The following is a 15,828-nucleotide window of genomic DNA, read 5'->3' as shown; positions in this document are numbered from 1 at the left end:
TCTTCCCGCGCCACAACGTTGTGGAGTAGGCATGACCCAGTTAGGTACCGAGCGTCCCCACCCGCCCTCGTCCGAGCCGAGGCGGCTGTCCGGGCTCGACCGGTGGTTCAAGATCTCCCATCGCGGCAGCACGATCGGCCGGGAGGTGCGCGGCGGGATCACCACCTTCGTCGCGATGTGTTACATCGTGCTGCTCAACCCGCTGATCCTCGGCGCGTCGGCCGACATCACCGGCGCGCGGCTGAGCACCGAGGCGATCACCACCGCGACCGCGCTGGCGGCGGGCGTCACCACGATCCTGATGGGATTCGTGGGCAACGCGCCGCTGGCGCTCGCGGCGGGACTCGGCGTCAACGGCGTCGTCGCCTTCCAGATGGCACCGACCATGACGTGGGCGCAGGCCTTCGGACTCGTCGTCCTCGAAGGCGTCTGCATCGTGTTCATGGCGGTTTCCGGGATCCGGGAACGGATCATCAACGCGATCCCGATGCCGCTCAAGGTCGCGATCACCGTCGGCATCGGGCTCTACATCGCGCTGGTAGGCCTGGTCAGCGCCGGATTCGTCACGCGGACACCCGACTCCGCGCAGTCGACGGTGCCGGTGCGGATGGGGATCGCGGGCCATCTCGAAGGCTGGCCGATCGCGATCTTCTGCCTCGGCCTGCTGCTGATGATCGTGCTCGTGAGCCGAGGCGTTCCGGGCGCGGTGCTGATCAGCATCGCCGTCGCGACCGGGCTCGCGGTGCTGGTCAACAGTGTGTCCGAGGTCGACGGCTGGGGGCTGGTCGAACCCAAGGTGCCCGAGCAGGTCGTGGCGCATCCGGACTTCAGTTTGCTGGGGGACATCGATCTCTTCGGTGGCTTCGCGTCGGCGGGCGCGGTGACCGCGGCGGTCTTCCTGTTCACGCTGGTGCTCTCCGGGTTCTTCGACGCGATGGGCACGATCACCTCCGTCTCCGAGGAAGCGGGGCTGGTCAAGGACGGCAAGGTCGAGGGAATGGGCCGGATCCTGCTGGTCGACGGCGCCGGTGCGCTCGCGGGCGGGGTCACCGGATCGGCTCCGAACACCGTGTTCCTCGAATCGGCCGCCGGTGTCGGTGAAGGGGCGCGGACAGGGCTGGCGAGCATCGTCACCGGTGGGCTGTTCACCGCGACGCTGTTCCTGACGCCGATCGCGGCGGTCGTCCCGGCGCAGGCCGCGGCGCCCGCGCTGGTGGTCATCGGCGGGATGATGATGGCCCAGTGCGCACGGATTCCCTGGCGGGACCTGGACTTCGCGATCCCGGTGTTCCTCACCGTCGCGCTGATCCCGTTCACCTACTCGATCACCAACGGCATCGGCGCCGGTCTGGTCGCCTACGTGCTGATCAAGATCTGCAAGGGCAAGATCCGCGAGATCGGCTGGATCCTCGGGATCCTGGCCGCGGTGTTCGGTGTGTACTTCGGAATCGAAGGGATCATGTCGTGGTTCTGATGTTCCTCAACGGCGGCGGGATGCGAGGCGGCCCGCTGCACGATCAGTTGCAGGGCGCGCCCCTGTGCTGCGTGGCCCGATCCGCGCCGAAGTACCGCTACTTCTCCGTGGGCGACCGGTTTCCGGCGATGTACGAAGGTGGTTCCGGAGCCGTCGTCGGGGAGGTCTATGATCTGCCGCTTTCGGTGTTGCGGGATCATCTCGTCCCCGCGGAGCCGCCTGAACTGGAGCTGGGTGTCGTCGAACTGGAGGACGGCGCGGCCTGCCTCGCGACCGTGCTGCGTTCGTCCTATGTGGACTCCGTCGAGCTGACGGACATCTCCGATGTCGGCGACTGGCGCGCCTACCTCGCTTCCCGCTGACGCCGCGTAAATACTTGGAGGCGGACTCGCGTGATCACGCGAGTTCCGCCTCCAAGCACGCGTGGAACGGGTCAGAGCACGAAGACGAGGTCACTCGCCGCCGTGTGGAACATCTCGGGCGCGCCCGCGTAGAAGGCACGCCAGGCGCCGGGCTTCTTGTGGGCGGCCGTCATCGAGAAGGCCCAGGTGGTGCCGTTCCAGGTGGCGTCGACCGTCGACACCATGGTCCAGTGGTAGGTGCTGAACGAGAAGTACTGGAGTTCGACCGGGATCGGGTTCGCGGTGTACTGGCCGGGGAAGTCGATCGTGCCGGACGCGGTGACGGCTTTGGCCGCGTCCCGGCCCGCCGCGAACGACGTGATCTTCGCCGGGTGGAGCACGACGATCTGCGGGGTGTCGGCGCGCGAGTTCGCGATCGCCGGGTCGGTGGAGAAGAAGTCGGCGTGGTAGTTGCCGGTGCGGATCGGGGTCAGCGTCGCGCGGTAGACGCCGGTGGCGTCGGTGACCGGCTTGGCCTGGGCCTCGCCGCAGAAACCGTTGAAGCAGAACGAGATTTCCACCTCGGCGCCCGCGATCGGGGTGGCGTCGGCCTTGGTGAGCTTCCCGGAGATCGCGACGGAGTTCCCGGCGTCGATCTTGGTGCTGCTCGCGGTGGTGGTGAGGGTGGACGGCTGGACCTCGGCGGCGGTCGCGGGCACCGCGCCCGCGGCCAGCAGCGCGGCGGCGGCGATGGTGCCTGCTACGAGCTTCCTGATGATCATGTGCTCCCCAAACGGAATTCGGCTCATGTGACCGCTAGGTCGGCCGGAAGTCGTTGTGTGTTGCGGGGAAACCTCGGTGTTCAGCAACCGGCCGTCGGTGCTTCACGATCAGGGGAGCAGGGTGCGGGCCAAGGCGACCGACGAGATCCCGGCGACCTGGAGCGATTCGGTGTTACGCAGCGAACGGCTCAACACGAACGCGCCTTCGAGACTGTTGACCAGCGCGATGGTGAGCAGCCGCGCGGACTCGGCCGAAAGGCCGTATTTGCCCAGCTTTTCGGTACCGGTCTCGATCCAGGCCGTGAACACGTCCGCCGTCGCGATCCGCAGCTTCTCGTTGGTGCTCGCGACCTCGAGCGCGACCGTCGCGATGGGGCAGGCGTCGGCGTAGTCGGTCTCGCGAAGGGTGTCCGCCGCGCTGGCGAAGCACGCCTCGATCCCGTGAATCAGATCCGGCTCGTCGGCGAAGAAGATCTCGAACAGCGCCAGGTACATCATCCCGGAGGTGCGGATGACCTCCTCGCCGAGTTGCTCCTTGCCACCGGGAAAGAAGTGGTAGAGCGAGCCGAAGGGCGCGTTCGCGGCCTCGACGATCTGTTTCACCCCGGTGCCGGTGTACCCGTTGCGCCGGAGCAGCTCGGCGCCGGCGTTCACGATGCGTTCCCTCGTCCCTGTCACGCCTCCATGATAGAGCGTTCTATCAACCATCCCGAAACGTGAAAGATACTCACTTCTCCGGGCGCAGGTGGGAATTCATCAGGATCTGCCGGTAGTCCAACGGCGGATCCCGAGGTCGCCATGCGCCGTACCGCCCGCCTTCGAGGCGCTGGGACGAACTCCAGCGGAAGGCCGCCGCGGCGGGGCTTGTGCCGCGGACCTAGTCACCCCTTGAACCTTGGTTCACCCTCCGGTGCTACCTGCGGTCGATGTTCGCGCAGGACGCCCCGCCCTAGCGTCGGGAGCCGTTGGGAATCCAAGGAAAGAAGGGGGCAACAGATGAAACGGCTATTGATCGCCGGGATGATCCCGGTGGTCGTGGGCGGTCTGCTCGTCGGAGCCGTGCCGGCTTCGGCGAGCAGTCCTGGCGTTCCGGCTCACTACACCGGCCAGAAACTGGACTGGCATCCGTGCGCGGAAGAGGAACTGAGCACGCTGCCGCCGGGCACCGACATCGGCGGACTCGAATGCGCGACCTACCGCACGCCGCGGGACTGGGATCGCCCGTGGGAGCGGCAGGATCTGACCATCGCGGTGAGCAGGCTGAAGTCCACCGGGCCGTCGACGGCCTCGCTGCTCACCAACCCCGGTGGGCCGGGCGGGGCCGGTCGCTGGTTCCCGGTGACGTTCCGCGGGCAGGAGAAGCTGCGTGAACACCAGGATGTCATCGGCATCGACGTCCGCGGGACCGGCAAGAGCACCAACGTCACCTGCCGCGGCACCGCCGACCTCATCCGCCAGCTGGACCCGCGCGACCGCGATCCGCGCAACCTGAACCAGATCCTGGCCAACGCGGAACACGTGGCCAAGTCCTGCCAGAACGCCAATGGCGAACTCGGGCCGCTGATCACCACCTACCAGACGATCAAGGACTTCGACCTGCTCCGGGCGCTGCTCGGCCGGGAAAAGATCAACTGGGTCGGCTACTCGGGCGGCACCTGGCTGGGCGCGCACTACGCGCAGCGGTTCCCCCAGCGGACGGGACGGTTCGTGCTGGACTCCTCGACGGAGTTCACCACGACGTGGCAGAACTCGTTCAACCGGCAGTCGGTCGGCTTCGAACGCCGCTGGCGGCAGGACTTCCTGCCGTGGATGGCGCGCTACGACGCCAAGTACCACTTCGGCACCAGCGGCGAAGAGGTCCGGCAAGCCTACGAGCGGCTCCGGTACGCCTTGTCTCGCAACCCGATCAACGGGAACGGGCCGATGCAGCTCGAGTACGCCATGGTCTACATGCTCTACAAGAAGGCGACCTTCCCGGCGCTGGCCGATCTGCTGGTCAAGGTCCGGGCGGGGCTGGAGAACGGGGCCCAGGCGAAGGCCGATGCCCTTGCCGCGGTCAAGGACGCGGGTGACTTCCCCGACGCACAGGACGGCACGTTCTGGAACACCCTCTGCGGGGAAGGCCGGTTCACCGGTACTCGCGAATCGTTGATCCGCGACTCGCAGCGGAACCTCGACCGCGGGCTGCTCATGGCGGGCGGCGGCGTGCTGAACGCCTCGGTCTGCCTGTTCTGGGACAAGCAACCGCGTCCGCTGCCGAAGCTGGACGGCAAGGGCGTCCCGCCGGTGCTGATGGTCCAGTCCGAGCACGACCCGGCGACGCCGATCGAGGGAGCCAGGAAGGCACACGCCGGGTTCGCGAACTCCCGGATGCTGACGGTGACCGGCGAGGGTGACCACGGGCTCTACGCGACCGGCAACGCCGCCGTGGACAAGGTCGTGGACGCCTACCTGGTCGACGGGGTCGTTCCCGCCGACCAGAGCGTCCCCGGGATGCCGCTGCCCGTGCCCTAGAAGGCGCAGAGGGTGTACCAGGCCAGGCCTGGGTCCTCTGTGTCCGCTACGTCGTCGCGGAGGACCACGCCCTCGATCAGGCCGTACGGGCGATCGGCGGCGTAGAAGACCTCGTTGTCGTTCTTCAGCCCGAACGGCGACAGGTCCACCAGGAAGTGGTGCTTGTTCGGCAGTGAGAGCCGGACTTCGGTGACCTCTTCGCGTTCCTTGAGCACAGCCTCTCCCATCGCGTACAGCGTCTGTTGCAGGGAGAGGCTGTGCTTGTCCGCGAAGGTCTCCAGCAGGATCCGCCGGACTTCGGCGTGGCTCGCCGCCCAGTCGATCCCGTCGCCCTGGTAGCGCCAGCGCGCGGTGACCGCGGTCGCGAGGATCCGGTCGTTCGTCTCGGGCAGCGTCGTGTACTCGTCGCGCGGGAAACCGTGGAACTCCGAACCGGTGGACTTGAGCACGACGAGATCGTCCAAACCGGACACCACCCAGGCCCGACCGTCCTGAATGGTCACCGCGGTCGTGCGCTTTTCGCTGCCTGCCTGGGAGAACGCGTGATCGTGGCCCGAGATGCGGTGCCAGCCGTGTTCGTCGATCAGGATCCGGGCGCCGGAGATATGTTCGAACGAGTCGACGAAATGCCGCCCGAGCCGCAGGGCGAAGTCCTCGATCTCACCGACCGGGGCCTCCTTGGCAAAGGCGTACACGGTGTTCTTCTGGGTGTCGGTCGCGACGACGTCGGCGTTGTCGCCGGTCAGGTGCGTGGCCGCGAGGTCGCCGCGCAGCGACGTCGAAACGGTGAGGTCCTTGAGGTGGTGGACGGCGCCTTCGCGCCGCACGGTGACGAGCCGGACTTCGGCCTTGCCGTACTGGTTGGGGCCCAGGGTGATGGCCACGGGCGATCAGCTCCCTCGATAGGTGGAGTACGCGAACGGGCTCAGCAGCAACGGCACGTGGTGGTGCTCGGTTCCGTCGGCGATGCGGAAGGTCAGGGTGACTTCGGGGAAGAAGGAGTCCGGGCCGAGATGGGCGCCGGTGTCGAAGACCAGCCGGTACACCCCGGGTTCCAGGGTTTCCGGGCCGAGGTCGCGGATCCGGCCGTCGGCGTCGGTGCGGCCGTCGGCGACGGGTTCGCCCGCGCCGGTTTCGAGCCGGACTCCGACACCCGGGGCGGGGCGTCCCGCGGCGGTGTCGAGGATGTGCGTGGTCACGAGGCTCATGACGTCACCGCTTTCTCCAGCCGCAGCGCGGCGATCTTGGCCAGTTCTCGACCGGCCACTTCGAGTTCCGTGCCGGGGTCGTTCGACAGCCGCGACCGGAGGTTCTCCAGCAGCTCGGCGCCGTTCCGGCCGCTCGCGCACACCAGGAAGACGTGCCCGAACGTCGCCTCGTACTCGGCGTTGGCCGCCGCGAACTCGCGCGCCGCGTCACCGTCCACACCGGACTGTTCCGATCGCGACCAGCCCGCCTCGGTGCTCTCGCCGCCCGCTTTCTCCCCGATCCGGGGATGGGCGGCCATCGCCTGTTTGACCTCGTCGGGGCGCAGCGGTGCCAGTGCCTCGGACGCGGCGAGCAGTGCGGCCAGGTCAGTGTAAGGGCGCCTGGCCAGCAGGGTTTCCACCCAGCGTGGGACGTCGAGGCAGGCGGTCAGCACCGGCCGGACGTCCTGTGCGGATGCCTGGTCGAACTCTCGAATGGTGAGCGGCACGGGAACCGACGGTACGGCGGTGAATCCGCCATCGTCAACATTTTGTTGAAAGAGGCCTTCAGTCTTGGTCTCGGTTGAGGTAGTTGTAGACCGTGAACCTTGTGACCCCCAGCGCCTCGGCGACGGTCGACACCGATTTGCGGAGGCCGAACGCGCCGCGTTCCTTGAGCAGTCGCACCGCGCGCTGTTTGGCGGCACGGTCGAGGGTGTCGAGCTTGCCGCCGAGTTCGCGTTCGACGTCGCCGATGAGGCGGGTGAGGGCGCTGTGCAGTTCGACGGCCGGCTCGCTCGTGTCGTCGCCGACCTGCCGGAGTTGGAGGGTCACGCGGGTCGCGCCGCCGTCGAGTGCCGCCCTGGCGATGGCGGGGAGCGCGTCGAGCAGGGCTTCGGCGTCGCCGCGGACGAGGGTGCCGAGCGGGCCGAACTCGGTCGACAGGCCCGCGTCCTCCGCCGTGTCGCGTGCTTTGACGGCATGCTCGGGTGGCGGGCCCTCGCCGTGGAACGGTTCGCTGGTGAACTCGGCTTCTAACTGCACCCAGCGAAGGTAGCGCCGCCGAGGTTCGTTGACGAGCGGGGTGGCCAGAGTTAATGTCGGAGTGCGAAACCTCGATTCCACTCAGTGGAAATTGGCGGGCTAGATGGACTTGGTGATCAGAGCCGTTCGAGCTGTGACGGCAGCCGGCGAAGTATCCGCGACGATCGGTGTCGAAGGTGGCCGCATCGTCGCGGTGGAACCCGCCGGAGCCGCGCTGGACGGCGATCGGGTGCTCGAACTCGGCGCGGACGTCGTCCTGCTGCCGGGCCTCGTGGACACCCACGTGCACGTCAACGATCCCGGCCGCACCGATTGGGAGGGCTTCGCTTCGGCGACCCGCGCGGCCGCGGCGGGCGGGGTCACCACGATCGTGGACATGCCGCTCAACAGCTTGCCGCCGACGGTCGACGTCACGGCGCTGGAGGTGAAGCGGAGGACCGCCGAGGGGCGCGTCCACGTCGACGTCGGGTTCTGGGGCGGTGCGATCCCTGGCAATCTGGCGGATCTGCGCGGGCTGCACGAGGCGGGGGTGTTCGGCTTCAAGTCGTTCCTGCTGCATTCCGGCGTCGACGAGTTCCCGCCGCTGGACGCGCGCGGGCTCGAAGAGGCGATGACCGAACTGCGGACCTTCGACGGCATGATCATCGTGCACGCGGAGGACTCCGACGCGATCGATCACGCGCCGGACCCGCACGGCGAGAAGTACGACGACTTCCTGCGTTCGCGCCCGCGTGGCGCGGAGAACGTGGCGATCGCCCAGGTCATCGAACTCGCCAGGAAGACCGGTGTCCGCGCGCATATCCTGCATTTGTCCTCTTCGGACGCCCTGCCGATGGTCGAGAGCGCGCGGCGCGACGGCGTCCGGCTGACCACCGAGACCTGCCCGCACTACCTGAGTTTCACCGCGGAGGAGATCGGCGACGGCGCCACGCAGTTCAAATGCTGCCCGCCGATCCGCGAGGCAGGGAACCGGGAACTGCTGTGGCAGGGCCTCGCGGACGGCGTCATCGACTGCGTCGTGACCGACCATTCGCCGTGCACTCCGGAGCTGAAACGCTTCGACAGCGGCGACTTCGGGCTCGCGTGGGGCGGCATCGCCGGACTGCAACTGGGCTTGCCCGCTGTCTGGACGCAGGCGCGGCAGCGTGGTTTCGGGCTCACCGACGTCGTCCGCTGGATGGCCGAACATCCGGCCGCGCAGGCGGGAATGCGCCGCAAGGGCCACCTCGCGCCCGGTTATGACGCAGACTTCAGTGTGTTCGCGCCCGACGAGGCTTTCGTCGTCGATGTCGCGAAGTTGAAACATCGCAACCCGGTCAGCGCCTACCACGGACGCCCGCTCGCCGGCGTCGTCCGGAGCACGTGGTTGCGGGGCAAGGAGATCACCGGTGACGACCCGGCAGGCGTCCTGCTGACCAGGGGCGACTGCTGAGATGGAGGAGACCGTGCACGACCGTCCTGAGTGGACAGCCCGGCCCGACCTGGCCTCGCGCAAGTTCGGCGGGACCGTGATGTGGGCGACGGACGAGTTGTTCGCCGAGAAGGAGAACCTGGTCAACCCGTGGGTTCCCGCGCACCGCGCGGAGACCTTCGGCCCCAAGGGGCAGGTCTACGACGGCTGGGAGACCCGGCGGCATCGCGAGCCCGGCGACGACCAGGCCATCGTTCGGCTCGGCCTGGCGGGCGCGATCACCGGCGTCATCGTGGACACCGCGTTCTTCAAGGGGAACTACCCGCCGTTCGTGTCGGTCGAGGCGTGCGCCGTCGAGGGCTATCCCAGTGCCGCCGAACTATCCACAGTGGACTGGGACGTGCTGGTGAAACGCGGCGTGGCGGCGGGGCATACGGAGAACTTCTTCGAGATCGGCGGAAGTAAGCGTTACACGCACGTCCGGCTGACCATGCATCCCGACGGCGGCGTCGCGCGACTGCGGGTGCACGGCACGCCGATCCCGGATCCGGGCCTGCTGGACCTCGGCGCGCTCGACCTCGCGGCGCTGGAGAACGGTGCGGTGGTGACCGGGTGCAGCGACCTGTTCTACTCCTCGCCCAACAATTTGTTCTCACCGGGGCTCGCCGCGCATCAGGCCGAGGGCTGGGAAACGGCGCGGCGCCGGGACGACGGGAACGACTGGGTGACCGTCAGGCTGGCAGGCGCGGGTGTCGTCCGGTTCGCCGAATTGGACAACAGCAACCTCAAAGGCAACGCACCCGGCTGGGCCGCACTGAGCGGACGGGACGGCGACGGCGAGTGGGTCGAGCTGCTGCCGAAGACGCGTCTGCAGCCGGACACGCGGCACCGGTTCGCCCTCGCTTCGGGTCCCGAAGTGACCGAAGTGCGTCTCGACATCTACCCCGACGGCGGCATGGCACGCCTACGCCTCTTCGGCGCTCTGACCGATCGAGGCCGCTCCGACGTCACTTCGCGCTTCGAGGCCTCGCGCCCCTGACGCAATTAGTCCTCTAGTTGCGGTCCTTGCACGTGCAACTACCGCAACTAGAGGACGAAACGCGGGGGTCAGGGGCGGGCACCGGGGCGGTTCAGGTACGCGGAGAAGAGCGAGAGGACGATACCGACCGAGAAGATCGCGGTGAGCCAGAAGGCGCCGCCGATGGACAGGTTCCACACCAGGGCACCCGCCATGAGCAGTGCCATGACGATGTTCCTGAGCTGCAGCGGTGTCGGTTTGGCCATACCGCCACTTTCTCACGAGGCGAGAATTCCGGGGCGGCGGGCAACCCCGTGGGTGTGACATGCGTAAGCGATGTGTCAACTTGTCACCCAGGTTCAAGGGGGAGATCGAAATGCAAACCGTAACCCGAAGACTCCCGCGGCGGGGCCTCGTGCTTTTCGCCGCGTGCCTGGCCGGGAGTGCCGTTTTCACCGCTCCCGCGCAAGCGACGTCGCACGAAACGGTGGCGCGTTCGCAGAACAAGCCGGTCGAGATGCTCTCGGACCGTACCGAGAACTCGGCCACCTTCGCCAATCCCGACGGCTCCCGCACCACCCAGGTGCACGGCGGTCCGGTCCACGTCCGCCGCGGCGGTGACTGGGTCCCGGTCGACCTGACGCTGGTGAAGGGCGCAGACGGCCTCGTCCGGCCGAAGGCACATCCACGCGACCTCGTGCTGACCGGCGCGAGCGGCAAGAGCGGGGATCTCGCCACCGTGCAGAGCCCGGACGGGAAGGTGGCCCTGCAGTATCCGGGCGCGCTGCCCGAGCCGGTGCTGACCGGCGAGGTCGCCACCTATCCGGAGGTCCAGCCCGGGGTCGACCTGCAGGTCAAGGCGACGCGGACCGGGTTCGAGCAGTTCTTCGTCGTCAAGCGGCGGCCCGGTCGCGCGCTGACGTTCGCCCTTCCGCTGCGGGCCACCGGGCTGACGCCGCGGACCGACGCGGACGGGAACACGCAGCTCGTCACCGCGTCCGGCGCGGTGGTGGGCAGCGTGCCCGCCGCCGAGATGTGGGACTCGCGGATCGACCAGCGCAGCGGTGACCCCGTCGCCAGGGTGAAGGTCGGGAAGGTGGTGTCCGCCGAGGAACGCGGGACACTCGGCCTGAACGTGACGCCGGACGCGGGGTACTTCGCCGACCCGGCGCGGTCCTATCCGGTCATCGTCGATCCGGGTGTCTCGGTGTGGACGAACTTCGACACCTTCACACAGTCGAACATCGCGAGCACCGACCAGTCGGGCGCCACCGAACTCCGCATCGGCACCTACGACGGCGGAGCCACGAAGGCCCGGTCGTATCTCCACTTCGACGTGTCACGGTTCCGTGGTACACAGATCGACTCTGCCACGTTGTCGTTGTGGGGCAACCATTCCTACTCGTGTTCGCCGCGTAACTGGGAGATCTGGGACACCGCGCTCGTCGGCACCGGAACTCGCTGGGCGAACCAGCCGCCGCCCTACACCCGGTGGGCGACGACGGACGCGACTCGCGGCTACAGCGCGTCCTGCCCGGCAGACTGGGTCCGGACCCCGATCGGGAACCTGATCGGCGCCTGGGCGGGCGCGGGCGTCACGACCGGTTCGATGCTGCTGAAGGCGGAGAACGAGGCGGATTCCTTCGGCTGGAAAAAATTCTCGTCCAGCGAGGGCGGCAAGTCGCCGTACATCGAGGTCACTTACCGGAACCAGCGGCCGAATCCCGCCGCCGGGCACGACATCTCGGACCGCGTCGACGTCGGCGGTGTCACCCATACGAAGTCCCTCACCCCGACACTGCGCTTCACGCCGACGGACCCCGACGGCGGCAACGTCACCGCGGTCTTCTACGTCTACGAAGGCGAAACGATGATCGGGGACTACTGGAAATGGGACGTCTCCTCCGGCACCACGGCGACCTGGACGGTGCCGCCGGGATTGTTGCGGGAGAACCACACCTATCGGTTCCGGGCCACCACGTTCGACCCTGGCGGAGAGTTCGGCGACGATGCCTGGGTCTCGCTGCAAGCGGTGTCGAGCGGCCTCTACGCCGACGTCGCCGCGTGCGGCTGGAACAACGGGACCAAGGTGCAACAGTGGCCGTCCAACGGCGCGGACTGCCAGAAGTTCTTCCCGTGGGGCACCGGTGACGGCTACTACCAGTTCCGGGCCAAGCATTCCGGGCAGGTGCTGGACAACACCGGCTGCAACACGACCAGCGGGAACCCGGTGACCACTTACGACCGCGTCGCGGGCGCGTGCCAGAAGTGGACGATCGAACCGCAGATCGTCGGGACGGGGGTGTACCGGTACGCCGTCCAGAACGCGGGCAAACTGCTGGATCAGGGTTGCACCGCCGGCCAGGGCGCGCCGCTGTTCATCTGGGACCGGATTCCCGGGCGCGGCTGCCAGAACTGGCGGATGCCGGTGTCGCCGTCGAACGGGGCCACCGTCCAGTGGCTGCCGTTCACGGTGAATACCTCGGCCTGAGGGACGAACCGGGCGTGCTCGATCTCGACGTCCACGACCAGCGGGATGTCGTGTGAGTGCGCGAGTTCCGCCAGCTCGGTGATGTCGGCGATCCCAGCCCGTGGCCCCTCGCCGCGTTTAGTCCTCTAGTCGCGGTCCTTGCACGTGCAACTATCGCGACCAGAGGACTAAACGCGGGGTTTTAGCCGAGGGCGGCACGAAGGCGTCGGTCCCGTTCTTCCGGGGTCTGGCGGGGACAACTGGTGCACTTCGGATTCCCCGCCTCGTAGATGAGGCAACAGGAAGCCCGGCGCACCACGGTGTTCCGCCCGACACGGGAGAACCGCGGCTCCGGCAGGCCGAGCCCGATCGCGGACACGAGCGGCGCGGCCAAGGCGATCGCCCGGTCGATGTCGCCGGTCCACAGCAGCCGGTTGCCGATCGAATCCGTCGCGATGGCGCCGAGCGCGCGCGGGTTGGCGCCGGTGACCTGCGCGATCGTGCCCATCGCGGTGCCCAGTGTCCTGGCGAACGCCTCGCCGAGTTCGGCCAGGCCGCCGGGAAGGAGCCGTGACGAACGGGCGCCGGTGAAGCGACCGTCCGGGACGAGGTCGATCGTGACGGCGTCGAGCGACGGATCCAGCGGCTCGCCCCTCACAAGCGACTCCACGGAAGGCGCGACGAGGACCGAAGACAGCGAGTACCACCAGATCGTGCCGAGCACCTCGGACCGAGAGCAGCCGTAGAGCTTCGCGGCCCCGCCGACGCGGGCGCTGACCCATGCGGCGTCGGCAAGCAGGGTCGCGGGCGCCTCCATCAGGGCACCGGCCGGTACAGCGTGACGCTGAACGACGTCGTGACATCCACCGATCCGGTGATCGCGTCGAGCCGTTCGCGGCGTCCGTCCCGGTGGAGGTGGTGCGCGCTCGGTCCCATCTCGACGACCTGCCGCATCTGAGCGGGCGACAAGGTCACCTGTTCGGTGACCTCACGTCGGTCCACCCGGCCGAAGCGCTCGCCGAGGGTTCCCTCCAGCCGCGCGTCCTTGCTGCCGTCGACGGAGATCACCAGGTCGCCCAGTTCGCGAAGGTGCCCAGGGTTCGGCGTCGCGACGACCAGCAGCCCGTCCGCGGTCAGGACGCGGTGGAACTGCGAGGCGTTGCGGGGCGCGAAGACGTTGAGGATCAGCGACGCGCTCGAGTCCGCCACCGGCCACGGTTCCCACAGGTTCCACACGGCCGCGCCCGCGCGCGAGTGTGCGCGGGCGGCCCGGCGCAGGGCGACGGCGGAGACGTCGAGCGCCAGTCCGTACGCGTCGGGGACAGCGTCGAGCACGTGCGCGAGGTAGTACCCCGTGCCCGCGCCCGCGTCGATGATCAGCCCGTCCTTCACGTGCTCCGAAGCCACCTTCGCGAGAGCGCTGGCGAGAGGGAGATAGGCACCCGAAGAGAGCAGGTCGACGCGAGCCGCGACCATCGGCGCGGTGTCCGCCGTACCGGCCGGGACGCGCGCGTGCAGAAGGTTGACGTAACCCTGCTTGGCCATATCGAACGAGTGACCCCGTCCGCAACGCACCGTGCGATCGGCTGACCCGACCGGGTCACCGCAGACCGAACACCGCAGCGACCGGACGATCTCCGGTGGCAGTGGGCCATTGCCGTGGGAACGCGTGTTCATGGGGATATTCGACCACGACGTTTCGCAACCGGACAGAACGCACCAGGTCTGGCGGAAACCTGGACGTAACAACGCCGCGCCGACAGTTCACGCGGGTGAAACCTGAATCGCCGCCCGAGGAAACACCCCGGTCCAAAAATTCCTGCGCAGTACACCCCAGGCACGGGAGGAAGATTGTGCTGAACGCAGGAGACACGGCATGGGTACTGATCAGCGCCGCGCTGGTCATGCTCATGACACCGGGATTGGCGTTCTTCTACGGCGGCATGGTCCGCGCGAAGAGCGTTCTGAACATGTTGATGATGAACTTCATCGCGCTCGCCGTCGTCGGCGTCCTCTGGACGCTTTACGGCTTCACGATGGCGTTCGGCAACGACGTAGGCGGCGGGCTGCTCGGTAACTTCGATTTCGCCGGGCTCTCGAACATCTCCGGCAAACTCGCCGGGTTCGTGACCGCCGCGACCGACACCGCGCCCGAGGTCGCCTGGCCCGGCGCGGACGCGCTGCCACTGTTCGCCTTCGTGATGTTCCAGCTGATGTTCGCGATCATCACGCCCGCGCTGATCTCCGGTGCCATCGCCGACCGCGCCAAGTTCTGGGGCTGGACGCTGTTCGTCGCGGTGTGGGTGACCATCGTGTACTTCCCGGTGGCGCACTGGGTGTTCTCGTTCAACGGCTTCATCAGCGCGGACTCGGTCGGCGGTTGGATCGCCAACCAGCTCAAGGCGCTCGACTTCGCGGGCGGAACGGCGGTCCACATCAACGCCGGTGCGGCGGGCCTGGCGCTCGCGATCGTGCTCGGCAAGCGCAAGGGCTGGCCGAAAGGCACCGGACGCCCGCACAACGTGCCGTTCGTGCTCCTCGGCACCGCACTGCTGTGGTTCGGCTGGTACGGCTTCAACGCCGGCTCCGCGCTCGCCGCCAACGACCTCGCCGCCGTGGCGTTCACCAACACCACCGTCGCCACCGCGGCCGCGATCCTCGGCTGGCTGATCATCGAGCAGATCAAGGTCGGCAAGCCGACCACGCTCGGCGCCGCTTCCGGCGCGGTCGCCGGTCTCGTCGCGATCACCCCGGCCGCGGGCTTCGTCAGCCCGCTGGGCGCCATCGCCATCGGCCTCATCGCCGGCGCCCTGTGCGCACTGGCGATCGGCCTCAAGTTCCGCTTCGGTTTCGACGACTCCCTCGACGTCGTCGGCGTCCACCTCGTCGGTGGTCTCGTCGGTACGCTGCTCATCGGTTTCTTCGGCACCACCAGCGTCAACTCGCTCGGCGTCGACGGTCTCTTCTACGGCGGCGGCCTCGGCCAGCTCGGCAAGCAGGCACTCGCTGCCGTCGCGGTCCTCGGCTACTCGTTCGTGCTCACCTTCCTCATCGGCTGGGTGATCAAGAAGCTCGGCGGGTTCCGCGTCAGCGCGGAGGACGAGGTCAGTGGTATCGATGAGGCCCAGCACGCGGAGAGTGCCTACGACTTCACCGGTTCGGGCGGTGGCCTCGGCCAGCCGACGAGCATCCCGGTCAAGGCGCCCACCGGCAACGCGGCCACGAAACTCGAGGAGAGCAAGGCATGAAGCTGATCACCGCGATCGTCAAGCCGTTCACGCTCGACGACATCCGCTCCGCGCTGGAACAGTTGGGCGTGCTCGGCATGACGGTCAGCGAGGTACAGGGCTACGGCAGGCAGAAGGGCCACACCGAGGTCTACCGGGGCGCGGAGTACTCCGTGGACTTCGTGGCGAAGCTGAGGGTGGAGGTCGTCACCGACGACTCCAACGTCGAGAAGGTCCTCGACGCGATCACCACGGCCGCCCACACCGGCAAGATCGGCGACGGCAAGATCTGGGTGACACCGGTCGAGACGGTGATCCGGGTCCGAACCGGCGAACGCGGCTCGGACGCCCTATAGGCGT

The 15,828-nt window shown here is 68.1% G+C and carries 17 protein-coding genes; 8 read left to right on the top strand and 9 right to left on the bottom strand.

The annotated features are described in order from the left end of the window. Positions 1 to 31 precede the first annotated feature (31 nt). Complete coding sequence (locus ACM6LR_RS31695) at positions 32 to 1,474, top strand: NCS2 family permease (protein WP_414940868.1); 1,443 nt, start codon at positions 32 to 34, stop codon at positions 1,472 to 1,474. Then, positions 1,465 to 1,836, top strand: coding sequence for a gamma-glutamylcyclotransferase (locus ACM6LR_RS31690; RefSeq protein ID WP_414945098.1), 372 nt, complete (start codon positions 1,465 to 1,467; stop codon positions 1,834 to 1,836). The genes ACM6LR_RS31695 and ACM6LR_RS31690 overlap by 10 nt, the downstream gene beginning before the upstream one ends. A gap of 71 nt (positions 1,837 to 1,907) precedes the next feature. Here the strand turns inward: ACM6LR_RS31690 and ACM6LR_RS31685 are convergent, their stop codons facing one another. Then, positions 1,908 to 2,597: a hypothetical protein gene (locus ACM6LR_RS31685; protein WP_414940866.1), complete on the bottom strand. Its 690-nt coding sequence runs from the start codon at positions 2,595 to 2,597 to the stop codon at positions 1,908 to 1,910. A 108-nt stretch (positions 2,598 to 2,705) separates the two neighbouring features. After that, positions 2,706 to 3,251 carry a TetR/AcrR family transcriptional regulator gene (locus ACM6LR_RS31680; RefSeq protein ID WP_414940971.1) on the bottom strand — a complete coding sequence of 182 codons (546 nt, stop codon included), beginning with the start codon at positions 3,249 to 3,251 and terminating at the stop codon, positions 2,706 to 2,708. A gap of 342 nt (positions 3,252 to 3,593) precedes the next feature. Here ACM6LR_RS31680 and ACM6LR_RS31675 point away from each other — a divergent pair, with 342 nt between their 5' ends. Then, a complete protein-coding gene (locus ACM6LR_RS31675; protein ID WP_414940865.1) occupies positions 3,594 to 5,111 on the top strand; it encodes an alpha/beta hydrolase in 1,518 nt (505 codons plus the stop codon). Here the strand turns inward: ACM6LR_RS31675 and pucL are convergent. Genes pucL through ACM6LR_RS31655 form a run of 4 tightly spaced genes read right to left on the bottom strand, consistent with a single transcriptional unit; the run spans position 5,108 to position 7,342 of the window. Then, entirely contained in the window at positions 5,108 to 5,995 is an 888-nt protein-coding gene (gene pucL, locus ACM6LR_RS31670) for a factor-independent urate hydroxylase (protein WP_414945097.1), read from the bottom strand. The genes ACM6LR_RS31675 and pucL overlap by 4 nt on opposite strands. 6 nt (positions 5,996 to 6,001) lie before the next feature. Beyond that, positions 6,002 to 6,319 carry a hydroxyisourate hydrolase gene (gene uraH / locus ACM6LR_RS31665; protein ID WP_414940863.1) on the bottom strand — a complete coding sequence of 106 codons (318 nt, stop codon included), beginning with the start codon at positions 6,317 to 6,319 and terminating at the stop codon, positions 6,002 to 6,004. Next, positions 6,316 to 6,807 (bottom strand): 2-oxo-4-hydroxy-4-carboxy-5-ureidoimidazoline decarboxylase, encoded by a 492-nt coding sequence (gene uraD / locus ACM6LR_RS31660; RefSeq protein WP_414940862.1) that lies wholly within the window; start codon positions 6,805 to 6,807, stop codon positions 6,316 to 6,318. The genes uraH and uraD overlap by 4 nt, the downstream gene beginning before the upstream one ends. A gap of 58 nt (positions 6,808 to 6,865) precedes the next feature. Further along, on the bottom strand, positions 6,866 to 7,342 hold the full coding sequence (locus ACM6LR_RS31655; RefSeq protein ID WP_414940861.1) for a helix-turn-helix domain-containing protein: 477 nt from the start codon (positions 7,340 to 7,342) through the stop codon (positions 6,866 to 6,868). 103 nt (positions 7,343 to 7,445) lie between these two features. Between ACM6LR_RS31655 and allB the strand changes: the two genes are divergently transcribed. Both allB and alc read left to right on the top strand, forming a co-directional pair. Then, positions 7,446 to 8,774 carry an allantoinase AllB gene (gene allB / locus ACM6LR_RS31650; RefSeq protein ID WP_414945096.1) on the top strand — a complete coding sequence of 443 codons (1,329 nt, stop codon included), beginning with the start codon at positions 7,446 to 7,448 and terminating at the stop codon, positions 8,772 to 8,774. Between the two features lies 1 nt (position 8,775). After that, positions 8,776 to 9,792 (top strand): allantoicase, encoded by a 1,017-nt coding sequence (gene alc / locus ACM6LR_RS31645; protein ID WP_414945095.1) that lies wholly within the window; start codon positions 8,776 to 8,778, stop codon positions 9,790 to 9,792. A gap of 68 nt (positions 9,793 to 9,860) precedes the next feature. Here alc and ACM6LR_RS31640 read toward each other — a convergent pair whose 3' ends face one another. Beyond that, entirely contained in the window at positions 9,861 to 10,037 is a 177-nt protein-coding gene (locus ACM6LR_RS31640; protein ID WP_414940858.1) for a hypothetical protein, read from the bottom strand. 110 nt (positions 10,038 to 10,147) lie between these two features. Between ACM6LR_RS31640 and ACM6LR_RS31635 the strand changes: the two genes are divergently transcribed. After that, complete coding sequence (locus ACM6LR_RS31635) at positions 10,148 to 12,262, top strand: RICIN domain-containing protein (RefSeq protein ID WP_414945094.1); 2,115 nt, start codon at positions 10,148 to 10,150, stop codon at positions 12,260 to 12,262. A gap of 181 nt (positions 12,263 to 12,443) precedes the next feature. On the opposite strand, the gene ACM6LR_RS31630 is transcribed toward ACM6LR_RS31635, so the two are convergent. Then, positions 12,444 to 13,058 carry a (2Fe-2S)-binding protein gene (locus tag ACM6LR_RS31630; RefSeq protein WP_414945093.1) on the bottom strand — a complete coding sequence of 205 codons (615 nt, stop codon included), beginning with the start codon at positions 13,056 to 13,058 and terminating at the stop codon, positions 12,444 to 12,446. Then, positions 13,058 to 13,918 (bottom strand): putative RNA methyltransferase, encoded by an 861-nt coding sequence (locus ACM6LR_RS31625; RefSeq protein ID WP_414940855.1) that lies wholly within the window; start codon positions 13,916 to 13,918, stop codon positions 13,058 to 13,060. The genes ACM6LR_RS31630 and ACM6LR_RS31625 overlap by 1 nt, the downstream gene beginning before the upstream one ends. Before the next feature lie 176 nt (positions 13,919 to 14,094). Between ACM6LR_RS31625 and ACM6LR_RS31620 the strand changes: the two genes are divergently transcribed. Beyond that, positions 14,095 to 15,489 carry an ammonium transporter gene (locus tag ACM6LR_RS31620; RefSeq protein ID WP_414940854.1) on the top strand — a complete coding sequence of 465 codons (1,395 nt, stop codon included), beginning with the start codon at positions 14,095 to 14,097 and terminating at the stop codon, positions 15,487 to 15,489. Continuing rightward, positions 15,486 to 15,824, top strand: a complete 339-nt coding sequence (locus tag ACM6LR_RS31615) for a P-II family nitrogen regulator (RefSeq protein WP_414940853.1) — start codon at positions 15,486 to 15,488, stop codon at positions 15,822 to 15,824. The genes ACM6LR_RS31620 and ACM6LR_RS31615 overlap by 4 nt, the downstream gene beginning before the upstream one ends. Positions 15,825 to 15,828: the final 4 nt, after the last annotated feature.

Origin of the sequence: Amycolatopsis sp. cmx-11-32 (genome assembly GCF_047608695.1) — a bacterium.
Classification (GTDB): Bacteria; Actinomycetota; Actinomycetes; order Mycobacteriales; family Pseudonocardiaceae; genus Amycolatopsis.
Note: the sequence above shows the minus strand (reverse complement) of the source record. Positions and strands in the feature narration are given on the sequence as shown.